General features: G+C 60.2%; 16 protein-coding genes. 11 read left to right on the top strand and 5 right to left on the bottom strand.

Annotated elements, in window-relative coordinates; translation table 11 throughout:
• Positions 1-155 precede the first annotated feature (155 nt).
• The gene (locus tag KJF94_RS25715) at positions 156-401 is read left to right on the top strand and encodes a DUF1127 domain-containing protein (RefSeq protein WP_214379793.1); all 246 of its coding nucleotides are present in this window, start codon (positions 156-158) and stop codon (positions 399-401) included.
• A 143-nt stretch (positions 402-544) separates the two neighbouring features.
• Here the strand turns inward: KJF94_RS25715 and KJF94_RS25710 are convergent, their stop codons facing one another.
• Positions 545-1,837: an NAD(P)/FAD-dependent oxidoreductase gene (locus KJF94_RS25710; protein ID WP_214379791.1), complete on the bottom strand. Its 1,293-nt coding sequence runs from the start codon at positions 1,835-1,837 to the stop codon at positions 545-547.
• Between the two features lie 147 nt (positions 1,838-1,984).
• Here KJF94_RS25710 and KJF94_RS25705 point away from each other — a divergent pair, with 147 nt between their 5' ends.
• Positions 1,985-2,338, top strand: coding sequence for a YkgJ family cysteine cluster protein (locus tag KJF94_RS25705; protein WP_007947437.1), 354 nt, complete (start codon positions 1,985-1,987; stop codon positions 2,336-2,338).
• Between the two features lie 140 nt (positions 2,339-2,478).
• Here the strand turns inward: KJF94_RS25705 and KJF94_RS25700 are convergent, their stop codons facing one another.
• Positions 2,479-2,967 carry an Lrp/AsnC ligand binding domain-containing protein gene (locus KJF94_RS25700; RefSeq protein WP_003177284.1) on the bottom strand — a complete coding sequence of 163 codons (489 nt, stop codon included), beginning with the start codon at positions 2,965-2,967 and terminating at the stop codon, positions 2,479-2,481.
• Between the two features lie 156 nt (positions 2,968-3,123).
• Between KJF94_RS25700 and dadA the strand changes: the two genes are divergently transcribed.
• The 6 genes from dadA to KJF94_RS25670 all read left to right on the top strand — a co-directional run bounded on the left by dadA (position 3,124) and on the right by KJF94_RS25670 (position 9,255).
• Positions 3,124-4,428, top strand: coding sequence for a D-amino acid dehydrogenase (dadA, locus tag KJF94_RS25695; protein WP_214379789.1), 1,305 nt, complete (start codon positions 3,124-3,126; stop codon positions 4,426-4,428).
• Entirely contained in the window at positions 4,400-4,753 is a 354-nt protein-coding gene (locus KJF94_RS25690) for a RidA family protein (RefSeq protein ID WP_214379787.1), read from the top strand. The genes dadA and KJF94_RS25690 overlap by 29 nt, the downstream gene beginning before the upstream one ends.
• Positions 4,754-4,849: 96 nt before the next feature.
• Positions 4,850-5,923, top strand: coding sequence for an alanine racemase (alr, locus tag KJF94_RS25685; protein ID WP_214379785.1), 1,074 nt, complete (start codon positions 4,850-4,852; stop codon positions 5,921-5,923).
• A 128-nt stretch (positions 5,924-6,051) separates the two neighbouring features.
• Positions 6,052-6,600 (top strand): cupin domain-containing protein, encoded by a 549-nt coding sequence (locus KJF94_RS25680; RefSeq protein WP_007947433.1) that lies wholly within the window; start codon positions 6,052-6,054, stop codon positions 6,598-6,600.
• Between the two features lie 182 nt (positions 6,601-6,782).
• Positions 6,783-7,193: a c-type cytochrome gene (locus KJF94_RS25675; protein ID WP_348772801.1), complete on the top strand. Its 411-nt coding sequence runs from the start codon at positions 6,783-6,785 to the stop codon at positions 7,191-7,193.
• 139 nt (positions 7,194-7,332) lie between these two features.
• Positions 7,333-9,255 carry an acetyl-CoA hydrolase/transferase C-terminal domain-containing protein gene (locus KJF94_RS25670; RefSeq protein WP_214379784.1) on the top strand — a complete coding sequence of 641 codons (1,923 nt, stop codon included), beginning with the start codon at positions 7,333-7,335 and terminating at the stop codon, positions 9,253-9,255.
• A gap of 68 nt (positions 9,256-9,323) precedes the next feature.
• On the opposite strand, the gene KJF94_RS25665 is transcribed toward KJF94_RS25670, so the two are convergent.
• Together KJF94_RS25665 and rep are read right to left on the bottom strand one after the other, a co-directional pair.
• Complete coding sequence (locus tag KJF94_RS25665) at positions 9,324-9,896, bottom strand: xanthine phosphoribosyltransferase (RefSeq protein ID WP_109626693.1); 573 nt, start codon at positions 9,894-9,896, stop codon at positions 9,324-9,326.
• Between the two features lie 69 nt (positions 9,897-9,965).
• The gene (gene rep, locus KJF94_RS25660; protein ID WP_017341457.1) at positions 9,966-11,975 is read right to left on the bottom strand and encodes a DNA helicase Rep; all 2,010 of its coding nucleotides are present in this window, start codon (positions 11,973-11,975) and stop codon (positions 9,966-9,968) included.
• Between the two features lie 265 nt (positions 11,976-12,240).
• Here rep and KJF94_RS25655 point away from each other — a divergent pair, with 265 nt between their 5' ends.
• The gene (locus KJF94_RS25655) at positions 12,241-13,914 is read left to right on the top strand and encodes a putative bifunctional diguanylate cyclase/phosphodiesterase (protein WP_214379782.1); all 1,674 of its coding nucleotides are present in this window, start codon (positions 12,241-12,243) and stop codon (positions 13,912-13,914) included.
• A gap of 126 nt (positions 13,915-14,040) precedes the next feature.
• Here KJF94_RS25655 and KJF94_RS25650 read toward each other — a convergent pair whose 3' ends face one another.
• Positions 14,041-15,438, bottom strand: coding sequence for a NorM family multidrug efflux MATE transporter (locus KJF94_RS25650; protein ID WP_214379780.1), 1,398 nt, complete (start codon positions 15,436-15,438; stop codon positions 14,041-14,043).
• A gap of 158 nt (positions 15,439-15,596) precedes the next feature.
• Here KJF94_RS25650 and KJF94_RS25645 point away from each other — a divergent pair, with 158 nt between their 5' ends.
• Together KJF94_RS25645 and KJF94_RS25640 are read left to right on the top strand one after the other, a co-directional pair.
• The gene (locus KJF94_RS25645; RefSeq protein ID WP_214379778.1) at positions 15,597-16,517 is read left to right on the top strand and encodes a LysR substrate-binding domain-containing protein; all 921 of its coding nucleotides are present in this window, start codon (positions 15,597-15,599) and stop codon (positions 16,515-16,517) included.
• A 181-nt stretch (positions 16,518-16,698) separates the two neighbouring features.
• A complete protein-coding gene (locus KJF94_RS25640) occupies positions 16,699-18,675 on the top strand; it encodes a methyl-accepting chemotaxis protein (protein WP_214379776.1) in 1,977 nt (658 codons plus the stop codon).
• Positions 18,676-18,817: the final 142 nt, after the last annotated feature.

Here is an 18,817-nt window from a genome sequence, read left to right as displayed (position 1 = left end):
CGGTTAACCAGTACAGATCAGGCAAAAAATTGTGATTCAGAGGTTAAAAGGCGAAATCTGTATGGGGTTAATACTGCAAAGTTGAATCTGTAATGCTTTTCGCCGTCCACGCATCATGAAAGCTCTGGCTACCCAAGTAAACAGGAGCAATCTAAATGAACGGCTTGAGCGATGTGCGGCTGACGTTACGCAGTCAGGAACTGGCGGCAGGGCAAAAAAACGGTGCCCGCGAGGCGCTGATGCGCAATGCACCGTCCTGCCTGAGTCGCTGGGGTCTGTTCTGGCATCGTCTGCACACGCGCAAGGCGTTGCTGGAGCTGACGCCGGAGCAATTGAAGGATGTCGGGTTGAGTCTTGAGCAGGCGCGGGAGGAGGGGCTTAAGCCTTTCTGGAGGATCTGAGTTTTATAGCGTTCTCATGGGCCTCATCGCGGGCAAGCCCGCTCCCACAGGTATTTGCAGTGAACTCAATTTTTGTGAACACCAGCGACCACTGTGGGAGCGGGCTTGCCCGCGATGAGGGCCATAAGAACGCAGCAAACAGATCAGACCAACTCTTTAAGCCGATGCCACAACATCCCCAACGCCAACAACGGCGAGCGCAAATGCTTCCCGCCGGGGAAGGTGATATGCGGCACCTTGGCAAACAGATCAAACCCGCCGCCCTGCTGCCCACTGATTGCCTCGGCCAGCAACTTGCCCGCCAGATGCGTGGCATTTACCCCGTGACCTGAATAAGCCTGGGCGTAATACACATTCGGTTGATCCTTGAGCCGGCCGATCTGTGGCAGGCGGTTGGCGCCGATGCCGATCATCCCACCCCATTGATAATCGATTTTCACCCCACCCAGTTGCGGGAAAACCTCCAGCATCTTCGGCCGCATGTACGCGGCGATGTCCTTCGGGTCGCGACCCGAATAGTGGCAAGCACCACCGAACAGCAAACGTCGATCCGCCGAGAGCCGGTAGTAATCCAGCGCCACCCGTTGATCGCAGACCGCCATGTTCTGCGGCAGCAAGGCGTGAGCCTGTTCTTCGCTTAAAGGTTCGGTAGCGATGATATAGCTGCCGGCGGGCAACACCTTGCCGCTGAGTTCCGGATTGAGCTGGTTGAGATAGGCATTGCAGCCCAGCACGAGCGTCTTCGCACGCACCGAACCTTGAGCCGTATGGACCTTCACCTCCGGGCCGTAGTCGATGCGGGTCACTGCCGATTGTTCGAACAGTCTGGCGCCCAATTGCTGCGCAGCGGCGGCTTCGCCCAGTGCCAGATTCAGTGGGTGCAAGTGGCCCGAACCCATGTCGATCAGGCCGCCGACGTAGCGGTCGGAGCCCACCACCGAGTGCATTTCGTGTGCTTGCAGCAAGCGGGTTTCGTAACGGTATCCGAGGCTGCGCAGTTCTTCGGCGTCTTCGGCGAAGCCTTCCAGGTCGCGGGGTTTGTTGGCGAGATCGCAGTAACCCCACGTCAGGTCGCAAGGGATCTGAAAACGCTCGACGCGCTGTCGGACGATTTCCACCGCTTCCAGGCCCATGAGTTTCATCTGACGCACACCGTCTGCACCGATCACGTTGGCGAACTGATCGAGACCATGGCCGACGCCACGAATCAGCTGCCCGCCATTACGGCCACTGGCGCCCCAGCCAATCTTGTGCGCCTCGAGCAGCACCACACTGAGGCCACGTTCGGCTAGCTCAAGCGCCGTGTTCAACCCGGAAAACCCGCCGCCGACCACGCACACATCGGCCACCAGATCCTCCGTAAGCACCGGATGATCAGGCTGCGGCAGGCTGCTGGCCGCGTAATAGGAGGCAATGTGCTGGGCGCGGGCATTCATGCGCGTCATCCTGATTTTTGTGTCTGGAAAATTTGACGGAGCATAAGCCGGACTTTCCGGCGCGGGCAACACTGGTCGATTGTGGCTGTCTGGATCGGCGCTTTTGCTTCAGAATCCCGCTCTATTCCGCTTTGGGTCACCGTTTCGATGAGCTGCAACAGTCAGAAAATCCGCACCCTGCGACAGCAGATTCCCTCATTCGAGTGTGTGCCCGGCTGCCATGACTGCTGTGGGCCGGTGACCACATCACCCGAAGAAATGTCCCGCCTGCCGCGCAAGACCCGCGCCGAGCAGGATGCGGCGATGGATGAGCTCAACTGTGTGCACCTTGGGCCAAACGGCTGCACGGTGTATGACGAGCGGCCGCTGATTTGTCGGTTGTTTGGTACGACCAAGACGCTGCCTTGTCCGAATGGGCGGGGGCCGGTGGAGTTGATTCATCCTCGGGTTGAAAAGCAGATTCATGAGTACATGGCGTCGACCCGGCAGGTCCTCGTCTGAGGGAAGACCGAGTCGCCTGTAATCGCTAGCAGGCTAGCTCCCACACTGGGTCTGTGTCGTACACCCAACTTGTGTCCGCTGAAAATCAACTGTGGGAGCTAGCCTGCTAGCGATGGGGCCCGAACAGACACCACAAACCCTCAATCCGGAATCGGTAAACTCAAACTCTCCTTCACCTCTTCCATCACGATATAACTCTTGGATTCCCGCACATGCGGTAGCTTGAGCAGAATGTCGCCCAGCAGCTTGCGGTACGAGGCCATCTCGGAAATCCGCGCCTTCACCAGATAGTCGAAATCCCCTGACACCAAATGACACTCCAGCACATGGGGCAGTTTCAGCACCGCACGTCGGAACTCTTCGAAAGTATCGCCGGATTTGTAGTCGAGGCTGATCTCGACGAACACCAGCAGACTACCCTTGAGGTGCTGCGGATTCAGCCGGGCGTTGTAGCCCATGATGATCCCTTCGCGCTCCAGGCGCCGGACCCGCTCGGTGCAGGGTGTGGTCGATAGCCCGACCTTTTCCCCAAGCTCCGTAAAGGAAATACGCCCGTCCGCTTGCAGGATCCGCAGGATGTTGCGATCGATCTTGTCCAGCTCACGTTTGGTCTGAGTGTTGGTACGCATAGGGGATGCGCCTCCGTGAAAAGCGTTTTTGCCGAGAATTGTCGCCAAATATAGGTGCTTATATAGTGAAAAGCACTGGCTAAACTTTTTTAAACTGCCCACATCTACGGTCTGAACTACAAACGTCAGCGGCATGCCGCGATGAGGGATATGAAAATGCGCGTTATGGTCTTGGGTAGCGGCGTCATCGGTACCACCAGTGCTTATTATCTGGCGCGTGCCGGGTTCGAAGTGGTGGTGGTGGACCGTCAGCCGGCTGCGGCCATGGAGACCAGCTTCGCCAACGCCGGGCAGGTATCGCCGGGTTATGCCTCGCCGTGGGCCGCGCCGGGTGTGCCGCTCAAGGCCATCAAGTGGTTGCTGCAACGCCACGCACCGCTGGCGATCAAGGCCACCGCCGACATCGACCAATACCTGTGGATGGCGCAGATGCTGCGCAACTGCACCGCCAGCCGTTACGCGGTGAACAAGGAGCGCATGGTCCGCCTGTCCGAGTACAGCCGTGACTGCCTCGATGAATTGCGCGCCGAAACCGGCATTGCCTACGAAGGCCGCAGCCTAGGTACTACTCAATTGTTCCGCACCCAGGCTCAGCTCGACGGCGCCGCGAAAGACATCGCCGTGCTCAAAGAGTCCGGCGTGCCATTCGAACTGCTCGACCGCGAAGGCATTGCCCGCGTTGAGCCGGCCCTGGCCAGCGTCACCGACATCCTCGCCGGTGCCCTGCGCCTGCCGAACGACCAGACCGGCGACTGCCAGATGTTCACCGTTCGACTGGCCGAAATGGCCGTGAAGCTGGGCGTGGAGTTCCGTTTCGGCCAAGACATTCAGAAGCTCGACTACGCCGGTGACCGCATCAACGGTGTGTGGATCGACGGCAAGCTGGAAACCGCAGACCGCTATGTTTTGGCACTCGGCAGCTACTCGCCGCAACTGCTCAAGCCGCTGGGCATCAAGGCGCCGGTTTACCCGCTCAAGGGTTATTCCCTGACCGTGCCGATCACCAACCCGGCGATGGCCCCGACTTCGACTATCCTCGACGAGACCTACAAGGTCGCGATCACCCGTTTCGACAACCGTATTCGTGTCGGCGGCATGGCTGAAATCGCCGGTTTTGACCTGTCGCTGAACCCGCGTCGGCGCGAAACCCTGGAGATGATCGTCAACGACCTCTATCCTCAGGGCGGCGATCTGGCCCAGGCAAGTTTCTGGACCGGTCTGCGTCCGACCACCCCGGATGGCACGCCAATCGTGGGGGCCACGCCGTTCAAGAATCTGTTCCTGAACACCGGTCACGGCACGCTCGGCTGGACCATGGCATGCGGTTCCGGTCGCTTGCTGGCTGACCTGATAGCGAAGAAAACGCCGCAGATCAGCGCCGAAGGCCTCGATATCTCTCGTTATGGAAGCAAAACCCAGGAGTCCGCAAAACATGTCAATCCAGCGCCAGCTCACCAATGAGCGCATGAGCCAGATCGTTGCCCACAGCGGCACCGTCTATCTGGCAGGGCAAGTCGGCGACGACATGAGTGCCGGGATTGAACAGCAGACCCGTGAAACCCTTGCCAACATCGAGCGTTTGCTCGATCTGGCGGGGACCGACAAGAGCCGTCTACTGTCGGTGACGATTTACCTGAAAGACATTGATGCGCACTTCGAAGGCATGAACGCGGTGTGGGACAAATGGCTGCCAAAAGGCGTCGCCCCGGCCCGTGCGACGGTTGAATCGAAGCTGTGCGAACCGGAAATCCTGGTGGAGCTGTCGGTTGTAGCCGCTCTGCCATAAGCCTGTCAGAAAGATCCCTCTCCCGGTGCTGTTGGCGGTTAACGCCGTCAGCCAGCGCCGGTTTTTATCCCCATGACTGTCTAGAAGCCTGCCGCCATGCGTCCAGCCCGTGCCCTGATCGACCTTCAAGCCCTGCGTCACAACTACCGGATCGCCCGTGAACTCACCGGGGCCAAGGCCCTCGCGGTGATCAAGGCCGATGCCTACGGCCATGGCGCGGTGCGTTGCGCCCAGGCGTTGGAAGCCGAGGCGGACGGGTTTGCCGTGGCTTGCATCGAAGAAGCGCTGGAGCTGCGCGCCGCGGGCATTCGGGCGCCGGTGTTGTTGCTGGAAGGCTTTTTCGAAGCCGATGAGCTGGCGCTGATCGTCGAGCATGATTTCTGGTGCGTGGTGCATTCGCTGTGGCAGCTCGAAGCCATCGAGAAAGCCGCGCTGAGCAAGCCGATCACGGTCTGGTTGAAGCTCGATTCGGGCATGCACCGGGTCGGTCTGCATCCAAAGGATTACCAGGCGGCCTATCAACGGCTGCTGGCCAGCGGCAAGGTCGCGAAGATCGTGCTGATGAGCCACTTCGCCCGCGCCGATGAGCTGCACAGCCAGGCCAGCGCCGAGCAGGTCGCGGTATTTGAAGCGGCGCGCCAGGGCATGTCCGCCGAGGTCAGCCTGCGCAACTCGCCGGCGGTGCTCGGTTGGCCGCAGATTCCAAGCGACTGGGTTCGCCCGGGCATCATGCTATACGGCGCCACGCCGTTCGAAGAAGCCAACGCCGTGGCATCCCGCCTGCAACCGGTGATGACACTGGAATCGAAAGTGATTTGCGTGCGTGAGCTGCCGGCCGGCGAGCCGATCGGTTACGGCGCCAAATTCATCACCCAGAAGCCAATGCGCGTTGGCGTGGTAGCGATGGGTTATGCCGATGGCTATCCGCGTCACGCGCCGACGGGTACGCCTGTGCTGGTCGCCGGTCAGCGCAGCCAATTGATCGGTCGGGTGTCGATGGACATGCTTTGTGTTGATCTGACCGATGTGCCGCAAGCCGGCCTCGGCTCGACCGTCGAGTTGTGGGGCAAAAATGTGCTCGCCAGCACGGTTGCGGAAGCGGCTGACACGATTCCTTACCAGATCTTCTGCAACCTGCGCCGGGTGCCGCTGCTCTATTCCGGGGCTTAAGCCCAGACACCCCGCACCGGAAGTCGCCTCGCCGAACAGGATTCAGGCCAAAGTGTTGTAAATACTGAACGCTGTCGCCATGATAACGCTCAATATTTCTACAACCTGAATCCCTGGAGGCTCCAGCATTGGACGTCGGTGAACGACTGCAATCCATCCGTAAGCTCAAAGGTCTTTCGCAGCGTGAACTCGCCAAGCGCGCGGGCGTCACCAACAGCACCATTTCGATGATCGAGAAGAACAGCGTCAGTCCCTCGATCAGTTCGCTGCGCAAGGTTCTGGGCGGGATTCCCATGTCCATGGTCGAGTTCTTTTCCGAAGAGATCCTGCAGGAAAAACCGACTCAGATCGTCTACAAGGCCAACGAGCTGATCGATATTTCCGATGGAGCCGTGACCATGAAGCTGGTCGGCCGGGCGCACCCGAGCCGCGCCATCGCCTTCCTCAATGAAATCTACCCGCCTGGCGCCGACACCGGTGACGAGATGCTCACCCATGAGGGCGAGGAAACCGGGATTCTGGTGGAAGGTCGGTTGGAACTGGTGGTCGGGCTGGAAACTTTTGTGCTTGAAGCTGGCGATAGCTACTACTTTGAAAGTACCAAGCCACACCGTTTCCGTAATCCGTTCGATGCGCCGGCGCGACTAATCAGCGCAGCCACGCCAGCGAATTTCTAAGAGAAGAGGCGTCCTGCCAGCACGGCAGCGACACCCGAAGGGTTTTTCCGCCGCGCAACAAGACCCCTTCGACTTTGGGGTTGTTTCAGTGCGACGGGCTTACCGCTATACTTGCGCCCGCCTGCGAACCGTGGCCGTAGGCGTGACTAGCCACCATTGAGGGTGAACGCGTGAACCTAATTATGAAAATGCTGGCTGCACCAGCAACCGTATTGGCCCTATGGGCTGTCAGCGCTCAAGCTGCGACGAATGACGATATTGCCAAACGCCTTGAGCCAGTCGGCCAGGTCTGTGTGACAGGTCAAGAGTGCAAGGGGATGGAAGTCGCTGCCGCTACTGGCGGTGGTGGTGCCAAGGCACCTAAAGACGTGATTGCAAAACATTGCAATGCTTGCCACGGCACTGGTCTGCTGGGTGCGCCGAAAATCGGCGACAAGGCTGCCTGGAAAGAGCGCGCCGATCACCAGGGCGGCCTCGACGGCATCCTGGCCAAAGCCATTACCGGTATCAACTCGATGCCGCCTAAAGGCACTTGCGCTGACTGCTCCGATGACGAGCTGAAAGGCGCCATCAAAGAGATGTCCGGCCTGTAACACGTCTGCATCTTTCGCGAAAAAGCCGCTTTCGAGCGGCTTTTTTGTGCCTGCAATTTGCCGCCCGAGACTGTTCAATGCAGCAAAGACGCGGCAAGCTCGGTCCAACCCCAACTCACGGAATGTAAGGGAGGATCAGATGGTGCAGCTGTGTTCTATCGAACAGGCGGTCGATGATGTGTTGGCACGGTTGCCGGCGCACATCCACATGGGCCTGCCCCTTGGCCTGGGCAAACCCAACCACTTCGTCAACGCGCTGTATCAACGCATTGCGCAACTGCCCGAGCGGCAGCTGACGATCTACACCGCGCTTTGCCTGGGCCGTCCTTCCTTGGGCGACGGTTTGCAAAAGCGCTTCCTTGAGCCCTTCATCGAACGGGTGTTCGGCGACTATCCGGAACTGGATTTCCTCGCGGGCCTGCACAAGGACAGCCTGCCGCCCAACATCCACGTTCATCAATTTTTCATGCAGCCTGGTAGCCTGCTGCATAGCGCATCCGCCCAGCAGGATTACGTCAGCAGCAACTACAGCCACGCCGCGCGGGACATCAATGCCGGCGGTTTGAACCTGGTTGCGCAACTGGTGGCCAGCCACAGCGAGCATCCCGATCGCCTCAGCCTGAGCTGTAACCCGGACATCACCCTCGACCTGTTCCCGATGATCGAGAAACGCCGGGCAGCGGGGGAGACGATCCTGCTCGTGGGCCAGGTGCACAACGACTTACCGTACATGCCCGGCGACGCCGAAGTCGGCATCGACGCCTTCGACCTGCTGATCGACGAAAAAGACAACACCACATTGTTCTCCACCCCGAACATGCCCGTGGGTTTCCAGGACCACTTCATTGGCCTGCACGCCAGCACACTGGTGCGCGATGGCGGCACCTTGCAGATCGGCATCGGTGCCATGGGTGACGCGCTGACATCGGCGTTGCTGGCGCGGCAGGCTGACAACGAGGGTTACAAAGCGCTGCTGGCGGACGTGAATCTCAGCCAGTGGGCGCAGTTGATCGACCGTGAAGGCGGAATCGACCCCTTCGCCAAAGGCTTGTACGGTTGCAGCGAAATGTTCGTCAACGGCTTGCTGGTGCTGGCCGACGCCGGGATCGTGCGGCGCAAGGTCTACCCGGATGTGCCCACTCAGCAGCAGGCGAATGCTGGCACGCTGGATGAGGCTGCGCAGACTGACGGCATTTCAGTGCATGGCGGGTTTTTCCTCGGGCCGCGCAGTTTTTACGAACGTCTTCGAGAGCTGCCCCAGGGCAAGCGGCTTGAATTCAACATGACCCGCATCAGCTACATCAACGAGCTCTACGGCCAGGAAGAACTCAAACGCTTGCAGCGCCTCGATGCGCGCTTTATCAACACCGTGTTCACCATGACGTTGCTCGGTGCTGGCGTCGCCGATCAGCTCGAAGACGGGCGGGTGCTCAGCGGTGTCGGCGGGCAGTACAACTTCGTCGCCCAGGGCCATGCGCTGGAAGGCGCACGATCGATTTTGCTGCTGCGCAGCTGGCGCGAGGCGGGCGGGGAGGTCAGTTCCAACATTGTCTGGGAGTACGGCCATTGCACGATCCCGCGGCATTTGCGCGATATCGTCGTCACTGAATACGGCATCGCCGATTTGCGCGGCAAGACCGATGCGGTGGTGATCGAGGCGTTGTTGAATATCAGCGATTCACGGTTCCAGTCGGGGTTGATCGAGCAAGCGCAGAGCGTGGGCAAATTGCCGAAGAATTTCCGTCTTGATCCGCGTTTTGCGGACAACAGCCCGCAGCGATTGCAGGCGATTCAGGCGCGGCATTCGCAGTTGTTTCCGGAGTATCCGCTGGGGTGTGATTTCACTGCCGAGGAGCGGGATCTGTTGCGGGCGCTGAACTGGCTGAAGAGCAAGTTCAAGCTCACGGAGATTCTGGAGTTGGGCAAGGCGGCGCTGGATGCGCCGGAGGCTTCGGCGTTTCCCGAGCATCTGGAGCGGATGCAGCTGACCAACCCGGAAGGGTTGAAGGAGGATTTGTTTCAGCGATTGCTGCTCGCCGGCCTGAAAGCCACCGCGCCATAACAGTCAACACAAAACAACTGTGGGAGCCAGCCTGCTGGCTCCCACAGGGGAAATGCGGTGCTGCTGGTTTATTCGATGAAGGTTACAACGCCATCCTTCAGCGACTGCACCCGCGCCAACGACTCAACGCGATAACCCTGCGCATCCAGCTCGGCACGACCACCCTGGAACGACTTCTCAATCACAATCCCCAAGCCCGCCACGGTCGCGCCGGCCTGTTTGATGATCGAGATCAGCGCCTGCGACGCCTTACCGTTGGCCAGAAAGTCATCGATGATCAGCACGCGGTCGCTGCTGGTCAGGTGGCGCGGGGAGATCGCCACGGTGCTTTCGGTCTGCTTGGTGAACGAGTAAACGGTCGCCGACAGCAGGTTTTCGGTCAGGGTCAGGGACTGGTGCTTGCGGGCGAAAATCACCGGCACGCCCAGATTCAGGCCCGTCATGATCGCCGGAGCGATGCCCGAGGCTTCGATGGTGACGATCTTGGTGATGCCCGAGTCCTTGAACAGCGCAGCGAACTCGTCGCCGATCAGCTTCATCAGCGCCGGGTCGATCTGGTGGTTCAAAAAGGCGTCGACCTTCAGGACCTGATCGGAAAGCACGATGCCTTGTTCGCGAATTTTCTGGTGCAGTGCTTCCATGAAGCGTTCCTCTACTGGCGCCGTGTGCGCCTAGCTTGTCAAAAGTGTTCGGTTAAAAAGTGCTCAATTCTAGCGCTTTAACATCGCCCGTATATCCGCCAATGCGGTATTGCCGCGAACGGCTTTGACTTCAACGGGTGTGTCGTCGGTGCCTTCCCACGCCAGGTCGTCCGGCGGCAGCTCATCGAGGAAGCGGCTCGGCGCGCAGTCGATGATCTCGCCATATTGCTTACGCTTGGCCGCGAAGGTGAAGGCCAGTGTCTGACGCGCGCGGGTAATCCCGACGTAGGCCAGGCGGCGTTCTTCTTCGATGGTGTCGGCTTCGATGCTGGAGCGGTGCGGGAGGATTTCCTCTTCCATGCCCATGATGAACACGTAAGGAAATTCCAGACCCTTGGAGGCGTGCAAGGTCATCATCTGCACGCCTTCGGCGCCATCTTCCTCTTCCTGCTGACGTTCCAGCATGTCGCGCAGGACGAGTTTGCCGATGGCATCCTCGACGGTCATCTCTCCTTCTTCGTCTTTCTCCAGGGTGTTCTTCAATGCTTCGATCAGGAACCAGACGTTACCCATGCGGTAGTCGGCGGCCTTGTCGCTGGAGCTGTTGGTACGCAGCCAGTTCTCGTAGTCGATGTCCATGACCATGCTGCGCAGCGCCGAGATCGGGTCTTCGCCGGCGCACTGCTCGCGGACCTTGTCCATGAAACGCTTGAAGCGCGACAGGCGATCGGTGAAACGCGTGTCCAGATGTTCGCCCAGGCCGATCTCGTCGGTAGCGGCGTACATCGAGATTTTGCGTTCGGTGGCGTAGTTGCCGAGCTTTTCCAGCGTGGTCGAACCGATCTCCCGGCGTGGGACGTTGATCACTCGCAGGAAGGCGTTGTCGTCATCCGGGTTCACGATCAGGCGGAAGTAGGCCATCAGGTCTTTGACTTCCTGACGTCCGAAGAAGCTGTTGCCGCCGGACAGGCGATACGGAATCTGGTGGTGTTGCAGCTTCAGCTCGATCAGCTTGGCCTGGTAGTTACCGCGATACAGGATCGCGAAATCGCTGTACGGCCGGTCCGTGCGCAAGTGCAGCGTCAGCAGTTCCACGGCCACGCGTTCGGCTTCAGCGTCTTCGTTGCGGCAGCGGATCACGCGGATCTCGTCGCCGTGGCCCATCTCACTCCACAGCTGCTTTTCGAATTCGTGCGGGTTGTTTGAGATCAGCACGTTGGCGCAACGCAGGATGCGGCTGGTGGAGCGGTAGTTCTGCTCCAGCATGACGACTTTCAGGGACGGGTAATCGTCCTTGAGCAGCATCAGGTTTTCCGGGCGGGCGCCGCGCCAGGCGTAAATCGATTGGTCGTCGTCGCCCACCACGGTGAACTGGTTGCGCGTGCCGATCAGCAACTTCACCAGCAAATACTGGCTGGCGTTGGTGTCCTGGTATTCGTCCACCAGCAGGTAGCGGACTTTGTTCTGCCACTTTTCGAGGATGTCGGCGTGTTCCTGGAACAGTTTCACCGGCAGCAGGATCAGGTCGTCGAAGTCCACCGCGTTGAACGCCTTGAGCGTGCGCTGGTAGTGGGTGTAGACGATGGCGGCGGTCTGTTCCTTGGGATTGCGTGCGTTTTCCAGGGCTTCGGCCGGCAGGATCAGGTCGTTTTTCCACGAGCCGATCATGTTCTTGATCTCGTCGACGCCGTCGTCGCCCGCGTATTCCTTCTGCATGATGTCGGTCATCAGGGCTTTGACGTCGGTCTCGTCGAAAATCGAGAAGCCCGGTTTGTAGCCCAGCCGCACGTGCTCCTTGCGGATGATATTCAGGCCCAGGTTGTGGAAGGTGCACACGGTCAGGCCACGGCCTTCGCCGCCCTTGAGCAGGGTGCCGACCCGTTCCTTCATCTCGCGCGCCGCCTTGTTGGTAAAGGTCATGGCGACGATGTACTGGGCGCGGATGCCACAGTTCTGGATCAAGTGCGCAATCTTGCGCGTGATCACGCTGGTCTTGCCGGAGCCTGCGCCGGCGAGCACCAAAAGAGGGCCGCCGACGTAGCTCACGGCTTCTTGCTGCCGGGGATTGAGTCGGGACATACGTAGATTCAGGATTCAGTCACGAAATGGGCCGGCATTTTAACAGGCTCAGCGAATTGTGCTGCTCTCTCCGACTTGTGACGCAACACGCTATCTATATTTGCCGGTTTTGTTACTTTCACGCAGGATGCGCGGTGAGTTTGCGTCTAATGTTCGTAATTCCGGATACAAAAGCCTCGTTTGATAACTGATGTCATTTGGTCATTGGTTATCGGCACGGCATAATGCCCGCCGCCTACATCATTGCAGAGTCTAGGGAGCTAGCTTGTCTACGCCTGTCGAACCCTTGCGTTTGCTGCTACTGGCCGAAGAGCCAGCGTGGGCAGCGTTGTTGCGCGAGTGTCTGGCTCCGATGGGGAGCTCGGCCGTGCTCATCAGCGCTCCAAGCTGGGAGTCGGTCAGCACTCTGTTCGATGACAACCGCAGCGCGGTGTTGTTGACGATCCCGGCCCTTCAGCCGGCGCCGGGCCGTTGCAGTTTGCCGACGGTGTTGCTGCTCGAACACGAGCCGCTGTTGCCGCCCGATGGCGTGAGCGACTGGTTGGTGCGCGATCATCTCGATCCCGGCATGTTGCGCCGTTGCCTGCGTCATGTGCGTGAGCGCGGCGTGCTGGAGAACACCCTGCAGCGCCTGGCCGAGCAAGATCCGCTGACCGGCATCGCCAACCGTCAGGGCTTCCAGACTTTGCTGGCCGCGCGGCTGGCGGAAAACGATGGCCGGGGCCTGGCCCTCGGTCACCTCGACCTCGACAACTTCCGTCACGCCAACGACGCCCTCGGCCATCAGGCTGGCGATCGGTTGATTCTGCAAGTGGTCGCACGCCTGAAAAGCCAGCTCGAGGCGGGCGATCAACTGGCGCGGCTGGGCAGCGATGAGTTCGCGCTGCTGATCGACACCCGCCGCGCACCACAACGCGCCGAGTGGATGGCCGAAAGAATCACCGAGGCACTGGCCGAACCCTATTGGGTCGACGGCGAAAGCCTGTTGATCGGTTCCAGTCTGGGCATCGCCCATGCCCGCGCCCAGGCCGGCGCCGATCCGTTGATGTGGCACGCGCACATCGCCATGCAGCAGGCCAAGAGCACTCAAGGCTGCACCTTTCACATCTTCAACGAACGCATCAACCGCAATGCCCGCAGCATGGCAGACCTCGAAAGCGAACTGCGCCGGGCGTTGCGTCGCGATGAGCTGGAATTGCATTACCAGCCACGCCTGAATCTCGAAGACGGCCAGATTGTCGGCCTCGAAGCCCTGGTGCGCTGGCGGCACGCCGAACGTGGCTTGCTGCCGCCGAGCGAGTTTGTGCCACTGGCCGAGCAAAGCGGTTTGATCGTGCCGCTCGGTTACTGGGTGATTTCCCGCGCGTTGCGCGACATGCAGGCACTGCGTGAACGCGGTTTGCCGGCGCTGCACATGGCGATCAACCTGTCATTCCGGCAGTTTCAGGACAGCCAGTTGCTCTCGACCCTGAGCCGGCTGATTGCCGAGCGTGGCGTCGAGGCGCAATGGTTGGAGTTCGAGCTGACCGAAACCGCCGTCATGCGCCGCAGCGATCTGGTGAAGCAGACCATGGATGCCCTCGGGCGCCTGGGTGTGCGGTTCTCGCTCGACGACTTTGGCACCGGTTTCTCTTCGTTCGTGCACCTCAACAGCCTGCCGATTGCCTTGCTGAAGGTCGACAAGAGTTTTGTCGGCGGGATGGAAGGGCGCGAAGAGAATCGCAAACTGGTCCACGCGATGATCAATCTGGCGCACAACCTCAACCTTGAAGTGGTCGCCGAGGGCGTGGAAACGCCGGAGCAGCTGGATCTGTTGCGCGGGTTTGGCTGTGATCAGGTGCAAGGGTATCTGATCAGCAAGCCGTTGCCGTTGGTGGAGCTGATTGAGTATTTGAGCTTTGGCAGCAATCAGCAGCCGGCATTGGAAGTCGTGGTTTAAACACGGCGCTTTTGTGGCGAGGGAGCTTGCTCCCGCTCGGCTGCGAAGCAGTCGCAAAGCGTTTGGGGCCGCTTCGCGACCCAGCGGGAGCAAGCTCCCTCGCCACAAACGCACCCACAAGGGTTCTCAGTCTGGCTGAGCGATTTGGAAACTTGCCCCTGACGACGGCTCCCGCCGAATCATCCGCTTCATCTTCCACTCAAACGCCAGTGTCAGGCTCACCGCCGCGCACGCCAGTCCCAGCGCCAACCCCCACCAGACGCCCGTCGGTCCCCAGTTCAAATGGAAGGCCATCCACCATGCGGCAGGCGCGCCAATCAGCCAATAGCAACCCAGCCCGACCAGGAACGTGGTCTTGGCGTCCTTCAGCCCGCGAATGCAGCCCATGGCGATGGTTTGCGTACCGTCGAACAGCTCGAACCACGCCGCCACCGCCAGCAGGCTCACAGCCAGTTCGATGACGGGGCGGAAGGCCGGGTCGTTGTGGTCCAGGAACAGGCCGATCAACTGATTAGGTAGCAGCCAGAAGACCATCGCGAAGCCGAGCATTGCTGCCGCGCCGAACGCGATCCCGACCCGTCCGGCCAGTCGCGCGTCCAGCAACTGCCCGGCGCCGTAATGCTGGCCGATGCGCATGGTGATCGCATAGGAAAGCCCCGCCGGAATCATGAACGCCACCGAGACGATCTGCAGCGCAATCTGGTGCGCACCCAGTTGCGTACTGCCCATGGTGCCCATGCACAACGCGGCGAAGGCAAACAGCCCGACTTCCACCGCATAGGTGCCGCCAATCGGCAGGCCGAGGCGCCACAACTCTTTCAGATACTGCCGGTTAGGCCGCGACAAACCCTGGCGCAACGGATACGCGTCGTACGCCGGATGCCGCCGAATGTGCAGCGCCAACGCCACGGCCATCAGGTTGGCCACAATCGCCGTGACCAGACCGATGCCCACCAGACCCATTTTCGGCAGGCCGAACATCCCGGTGATCAACGCATAGTTGAGTACGAAGTTGGCCACCGTACCGCCAAGGCTGATGACCATCACCGGCGTCGCCCGGCCGATGGCGCTGGTGAAACCGCGCAGGGCCATGAAGCTCAGGTAACCGGGCAGGGCGAACGGCAGGATCAGCAGGAACTGTCCGGCCGCCTGGACGTTGGTTTCGGTCTGGCCAAACAACAGCAAGACCGGTTTGAGATTCCACAGCAGCAAGCCGGCGACCAAAGCCATCAACCACGCCAGCCACAAACCCGCCTGGGTCAGCCGCGCCGCGCCAACGATATCGCCCGCGCCCTGACGGATCGCCACCAGGGTGCCGACCGCCGCGATGACGCCGATGCAGAAGATCGACACAAACGAATAGGTCGCGGCGCCCAGACCGCCGCCCGCCAGTGCTTCGGGGCTCAGGCGCGCCATCATCAAGGTGTCGGTGAGGACCATCAGCATGTGCGCCAACTGCGAGGCAATCAACGGCCCCGCCAGCCGCAGGATGGCCCAGAGTTCAATACGCGCTGGATGCTGCATGGTCATCACGCTCGATGGTCAAAGAGAACAGGAAAGCGTCGATTCTCGGCGCTCTGCGGGGTTTGCACAAAGGGATAAAAAGGATGGGTGGCATGATTAAAACTCATCCTGGGGAGATTCTGATAAGTTGACGCAACTGCGCTATAGGAGCTTTTCGCATGTCTCGTCGTCTTCCTCCCTTGTATGCCCTTCGTGCATTCGAAGCGGCGGCGCGGCATAGCTCGTTTACCCGTGCGGCCGAAGAGTTGTCGATCACGCAGAGTGCGGTCAGTCGGCACATTCGTACGCTCGAAGAGCATTTCGCCTGTCGGCTGTTTCACCGCAGCGGGCGCAATCTGCAACTGACCGAGTCGGCGCGGCTTATCCTGCCCGGCATCCGCGAAGGCTTCACGGCACTCGAGCGCGCCTGCAATACCTTGCGCGCAGAAGATGACATCCTGCGCATGAAAGCCCCGTCCACCCTGACCATGCGCTGGTTGTTGGCGCGGCTCAGCCGTTTCCGCCACCTGCAACCGGGCAACGAGGTGCAACTGACCAGCGCCTGGATGGACGTCGATTCGGTGGACTTCAACCATGAGCCGTTCGACTGCGCCGTGATCCTCAGTAATGGGCATTTTCCACCGGACTGGGAGGCGAGTTTCCTGTTCCCCGAAGAGCTGATTCCGGTGGGCGCGCCGAATCTTCTGAAGGATCAACCGTGGGATGTCGCACGCCTGGCCAATGCCGAACTGCTGCACCCCACGCCGGACCGGCGTGACTGGCGCAACTGGCTGGAGCGCATGGGGCTGACCGATCAAGTGTCGCTCAAGGGCGGACAGGTGTTCGATACGCTTGAACTGGGGATGATTGCTGCCGCTCGGGGTTATGGCGTGTCGATGGGCGATCTGTTGATGGTGGCCGAGGATGTGGCGCAGGGGCGTCTGAGTTTGCCGTGGCCGACTGCCGTCGCCAGCGGTGAGCATTATTACCTCGTCTGGCCGAAAACACGCCCGGGAGGTGATCGTTTGCGCCGTCTCAGCGATTTTCTCCAAGGCGAAGCCCTTGCAATGAAGCTGCCGGATGTCGAGCACTTGAGCTGAATCGTTAGAGCCGTCGAGATAGAGGCGTTGAGCCATATCCCGGCTGATTACTCAAGTATTCAGGTTTGCCGCCGAAAATCTGCAGATGGAACCTTCGTGCAGGTTCGACGCAATTCCCATTATTAGAAAATTTGCTGAGCAGCCGATCAATGAAGATCCGGTCACTTGGCCAGGAGCTGTCATGTCTCAACCTCGTGCCCGGATTGCCTCACAGCTTGGACTTGCGCTCGCCGTTATTCTGGCGATTGTCATCAGCGGCAGCACCGTGTTCGCCTTGCGTTCGCTGGACACGGCCAACCTTGCTACCCGCGAAGAGCACCTGGCCAGCGAAGCCCGCTTGCTGTCCGACCAGTTGAGTACATTTCACGGCACGTTGCGTGAAAGCACCCAGCGCCTGGCCGGCCTGTTCGAGAAGCGCTTCAGCGCGGGTCTGAGCGTGCACCCGGACGAACCGGTGGCCGTGGCGGGCACGCAGACCCCGGGCCTGCACCTGGGCAGTGAAGTGCTGAACAACAACTTCAAGGAAGTGGACGAGTTCAAGCAAATGACCGCGGGCGTTGCGACGGTGTTCGTGCGCAGCGGTGATGAGTTCATTCGAGTCAGTACGAACGTCACTAAACAGGACGGCAGCCGCGCCATCGGCACATTGCTCGATCACGCGAACCCGGCTTACGCGCGCCTGTTGGCGGGGCAAAATTACGTGGGCCGAGCCTTGCTGTTCGAACGCTTCTACATGTCGCAGTACACCCCCGTGCGCGACAGCAGCGGTAAGGTCATTGCCGTGTTGTACGTAGGATTCGATTACACCGACGCTCAGAACGCGCAATTTGCCAACCTCGCACGCTTCCGCATCGGGCAGACCGGTTCTTTGGCCTTGCTCGATGAGCAGAACAAATGGCTGGTGCCAATTGCGGGTGTGCAAGCACCGGATCAAGCGGTCAAGACGATCAACAGCCTGGCCAAGACGCCGGGTAAAGGTGAGTTCTGGAGCGACAAGTCCGAAGACTTCTACAGCATTGCCGTGCCATTTGAAGGCGGGCCGTGGTCGGTCGTGGCGAGCATGCCGAAAAGCGAAATCCGTGCTGTCACCTGGGCTGTCGGCATTCAATTGGCCATTGGCAGCCTGCTGGCGATGTTGATCGCCGTGGGCTCCGCTGTCTGGTTGCTGCGCAGTAAGCTCGCACCGCTGGGTGACCTCGTTCGGCAGGCCGAAGCGTTGGGCGCCGGTGATCTGAGCGTGCGCCTGAGCGTATCGAGCAGCGACGAAATCGGTCAGCTGGCCCGCGCCTTCAACCAGATGAGCCAGGCGCTGTCGACGATGGTCGAGCACATCCGCAAGGCCTCGCAGGAGGTCAACAGCCGTGCCCAGGCCTTGTCCGGATTGTCCGGCGGTGCTTATGAAGGCATGGAGCAGCAGTCGGGCGAAATCACCAGCATGGCCGGTGCCGTGGAAGAGTTCAGCGCCACCTCGTTGAACATTGCCGACAACATGGGCAGCACTCAACGTCTGGCTCAGGAAAACGCACAACAAACCCAGATCGGTCGTACATCGATGGACGAAGCATCCTCGTCCCTGGAGCAAATTGCCGGTGCACTGAACAGCACCGCCACGGTGATCAACACCTTGGGTCAACGCTCTCAGGAAATCGGCGGGATTGTCGGGGTGATCACTTCGATTGCCGAGCAAACCAACTTGCTGGCGCTCAACGCGGCCATCGAAGCGGCGCGTGCCGGTGAGCAGGGGCGTGGCTTCGCGGTGGTGGCTGACGAGGTGCGCAACCTGGCATCGCGTACTCGCCAGGCCACCGACGAGATTTCCGGGATGATTCAAAGCATTCAGCAGGAAACCGGCAACGCCATCAGCACTATGGAACAAGGCAATGTGCTGATGCAGGAAGGCCTGTCGCGTAACGCCAACGTCGCTTCGGCGCTGGCGCGGATCGATGAGCAAAGTCGTTCGGCTGGCCAGCAATTCGCGGCGATCACCACGGCGACTCAGGAGCAGAGCAGCACGGCGACCTTGCTTAGCAGCAATCTGCAAAGCATTGCGCTGGCGAACAGTGAGCAGCGGGAAGTGGTGTCGAACCTGGCAATCACCGCTAAAGAGCTGGAGAGTCTGGCGGCGGACTTGCGCCAAGAGGTTGACCGCTTCCGTTGAGGCGTCTCTGAAGTAGTCATCGCGAGCAGGCTCGCTCCCACAGTTGATCTTAGGTGTTCACAAATGCTGTGTTCACCTCCGACCTGATGTGGGAGCGAGCCTGTTCGCGAATGGATCGACCCCATTTTCGATTTGCCGCACA

The sequence above is a fragment of the Pseudomonas hormoni genome, assembly GCF_018502625.1.
Lineage (GTDB): Bacteria > Pseudomonadota > Gammaproteobacteria > Pseudomonadales > Pseudomonadaceae > Aquipseudomonas > Aquipseudomonas hormoni.
This window is presented reverse-complemented; position numbering and strand designations above follow the sequence as displayed.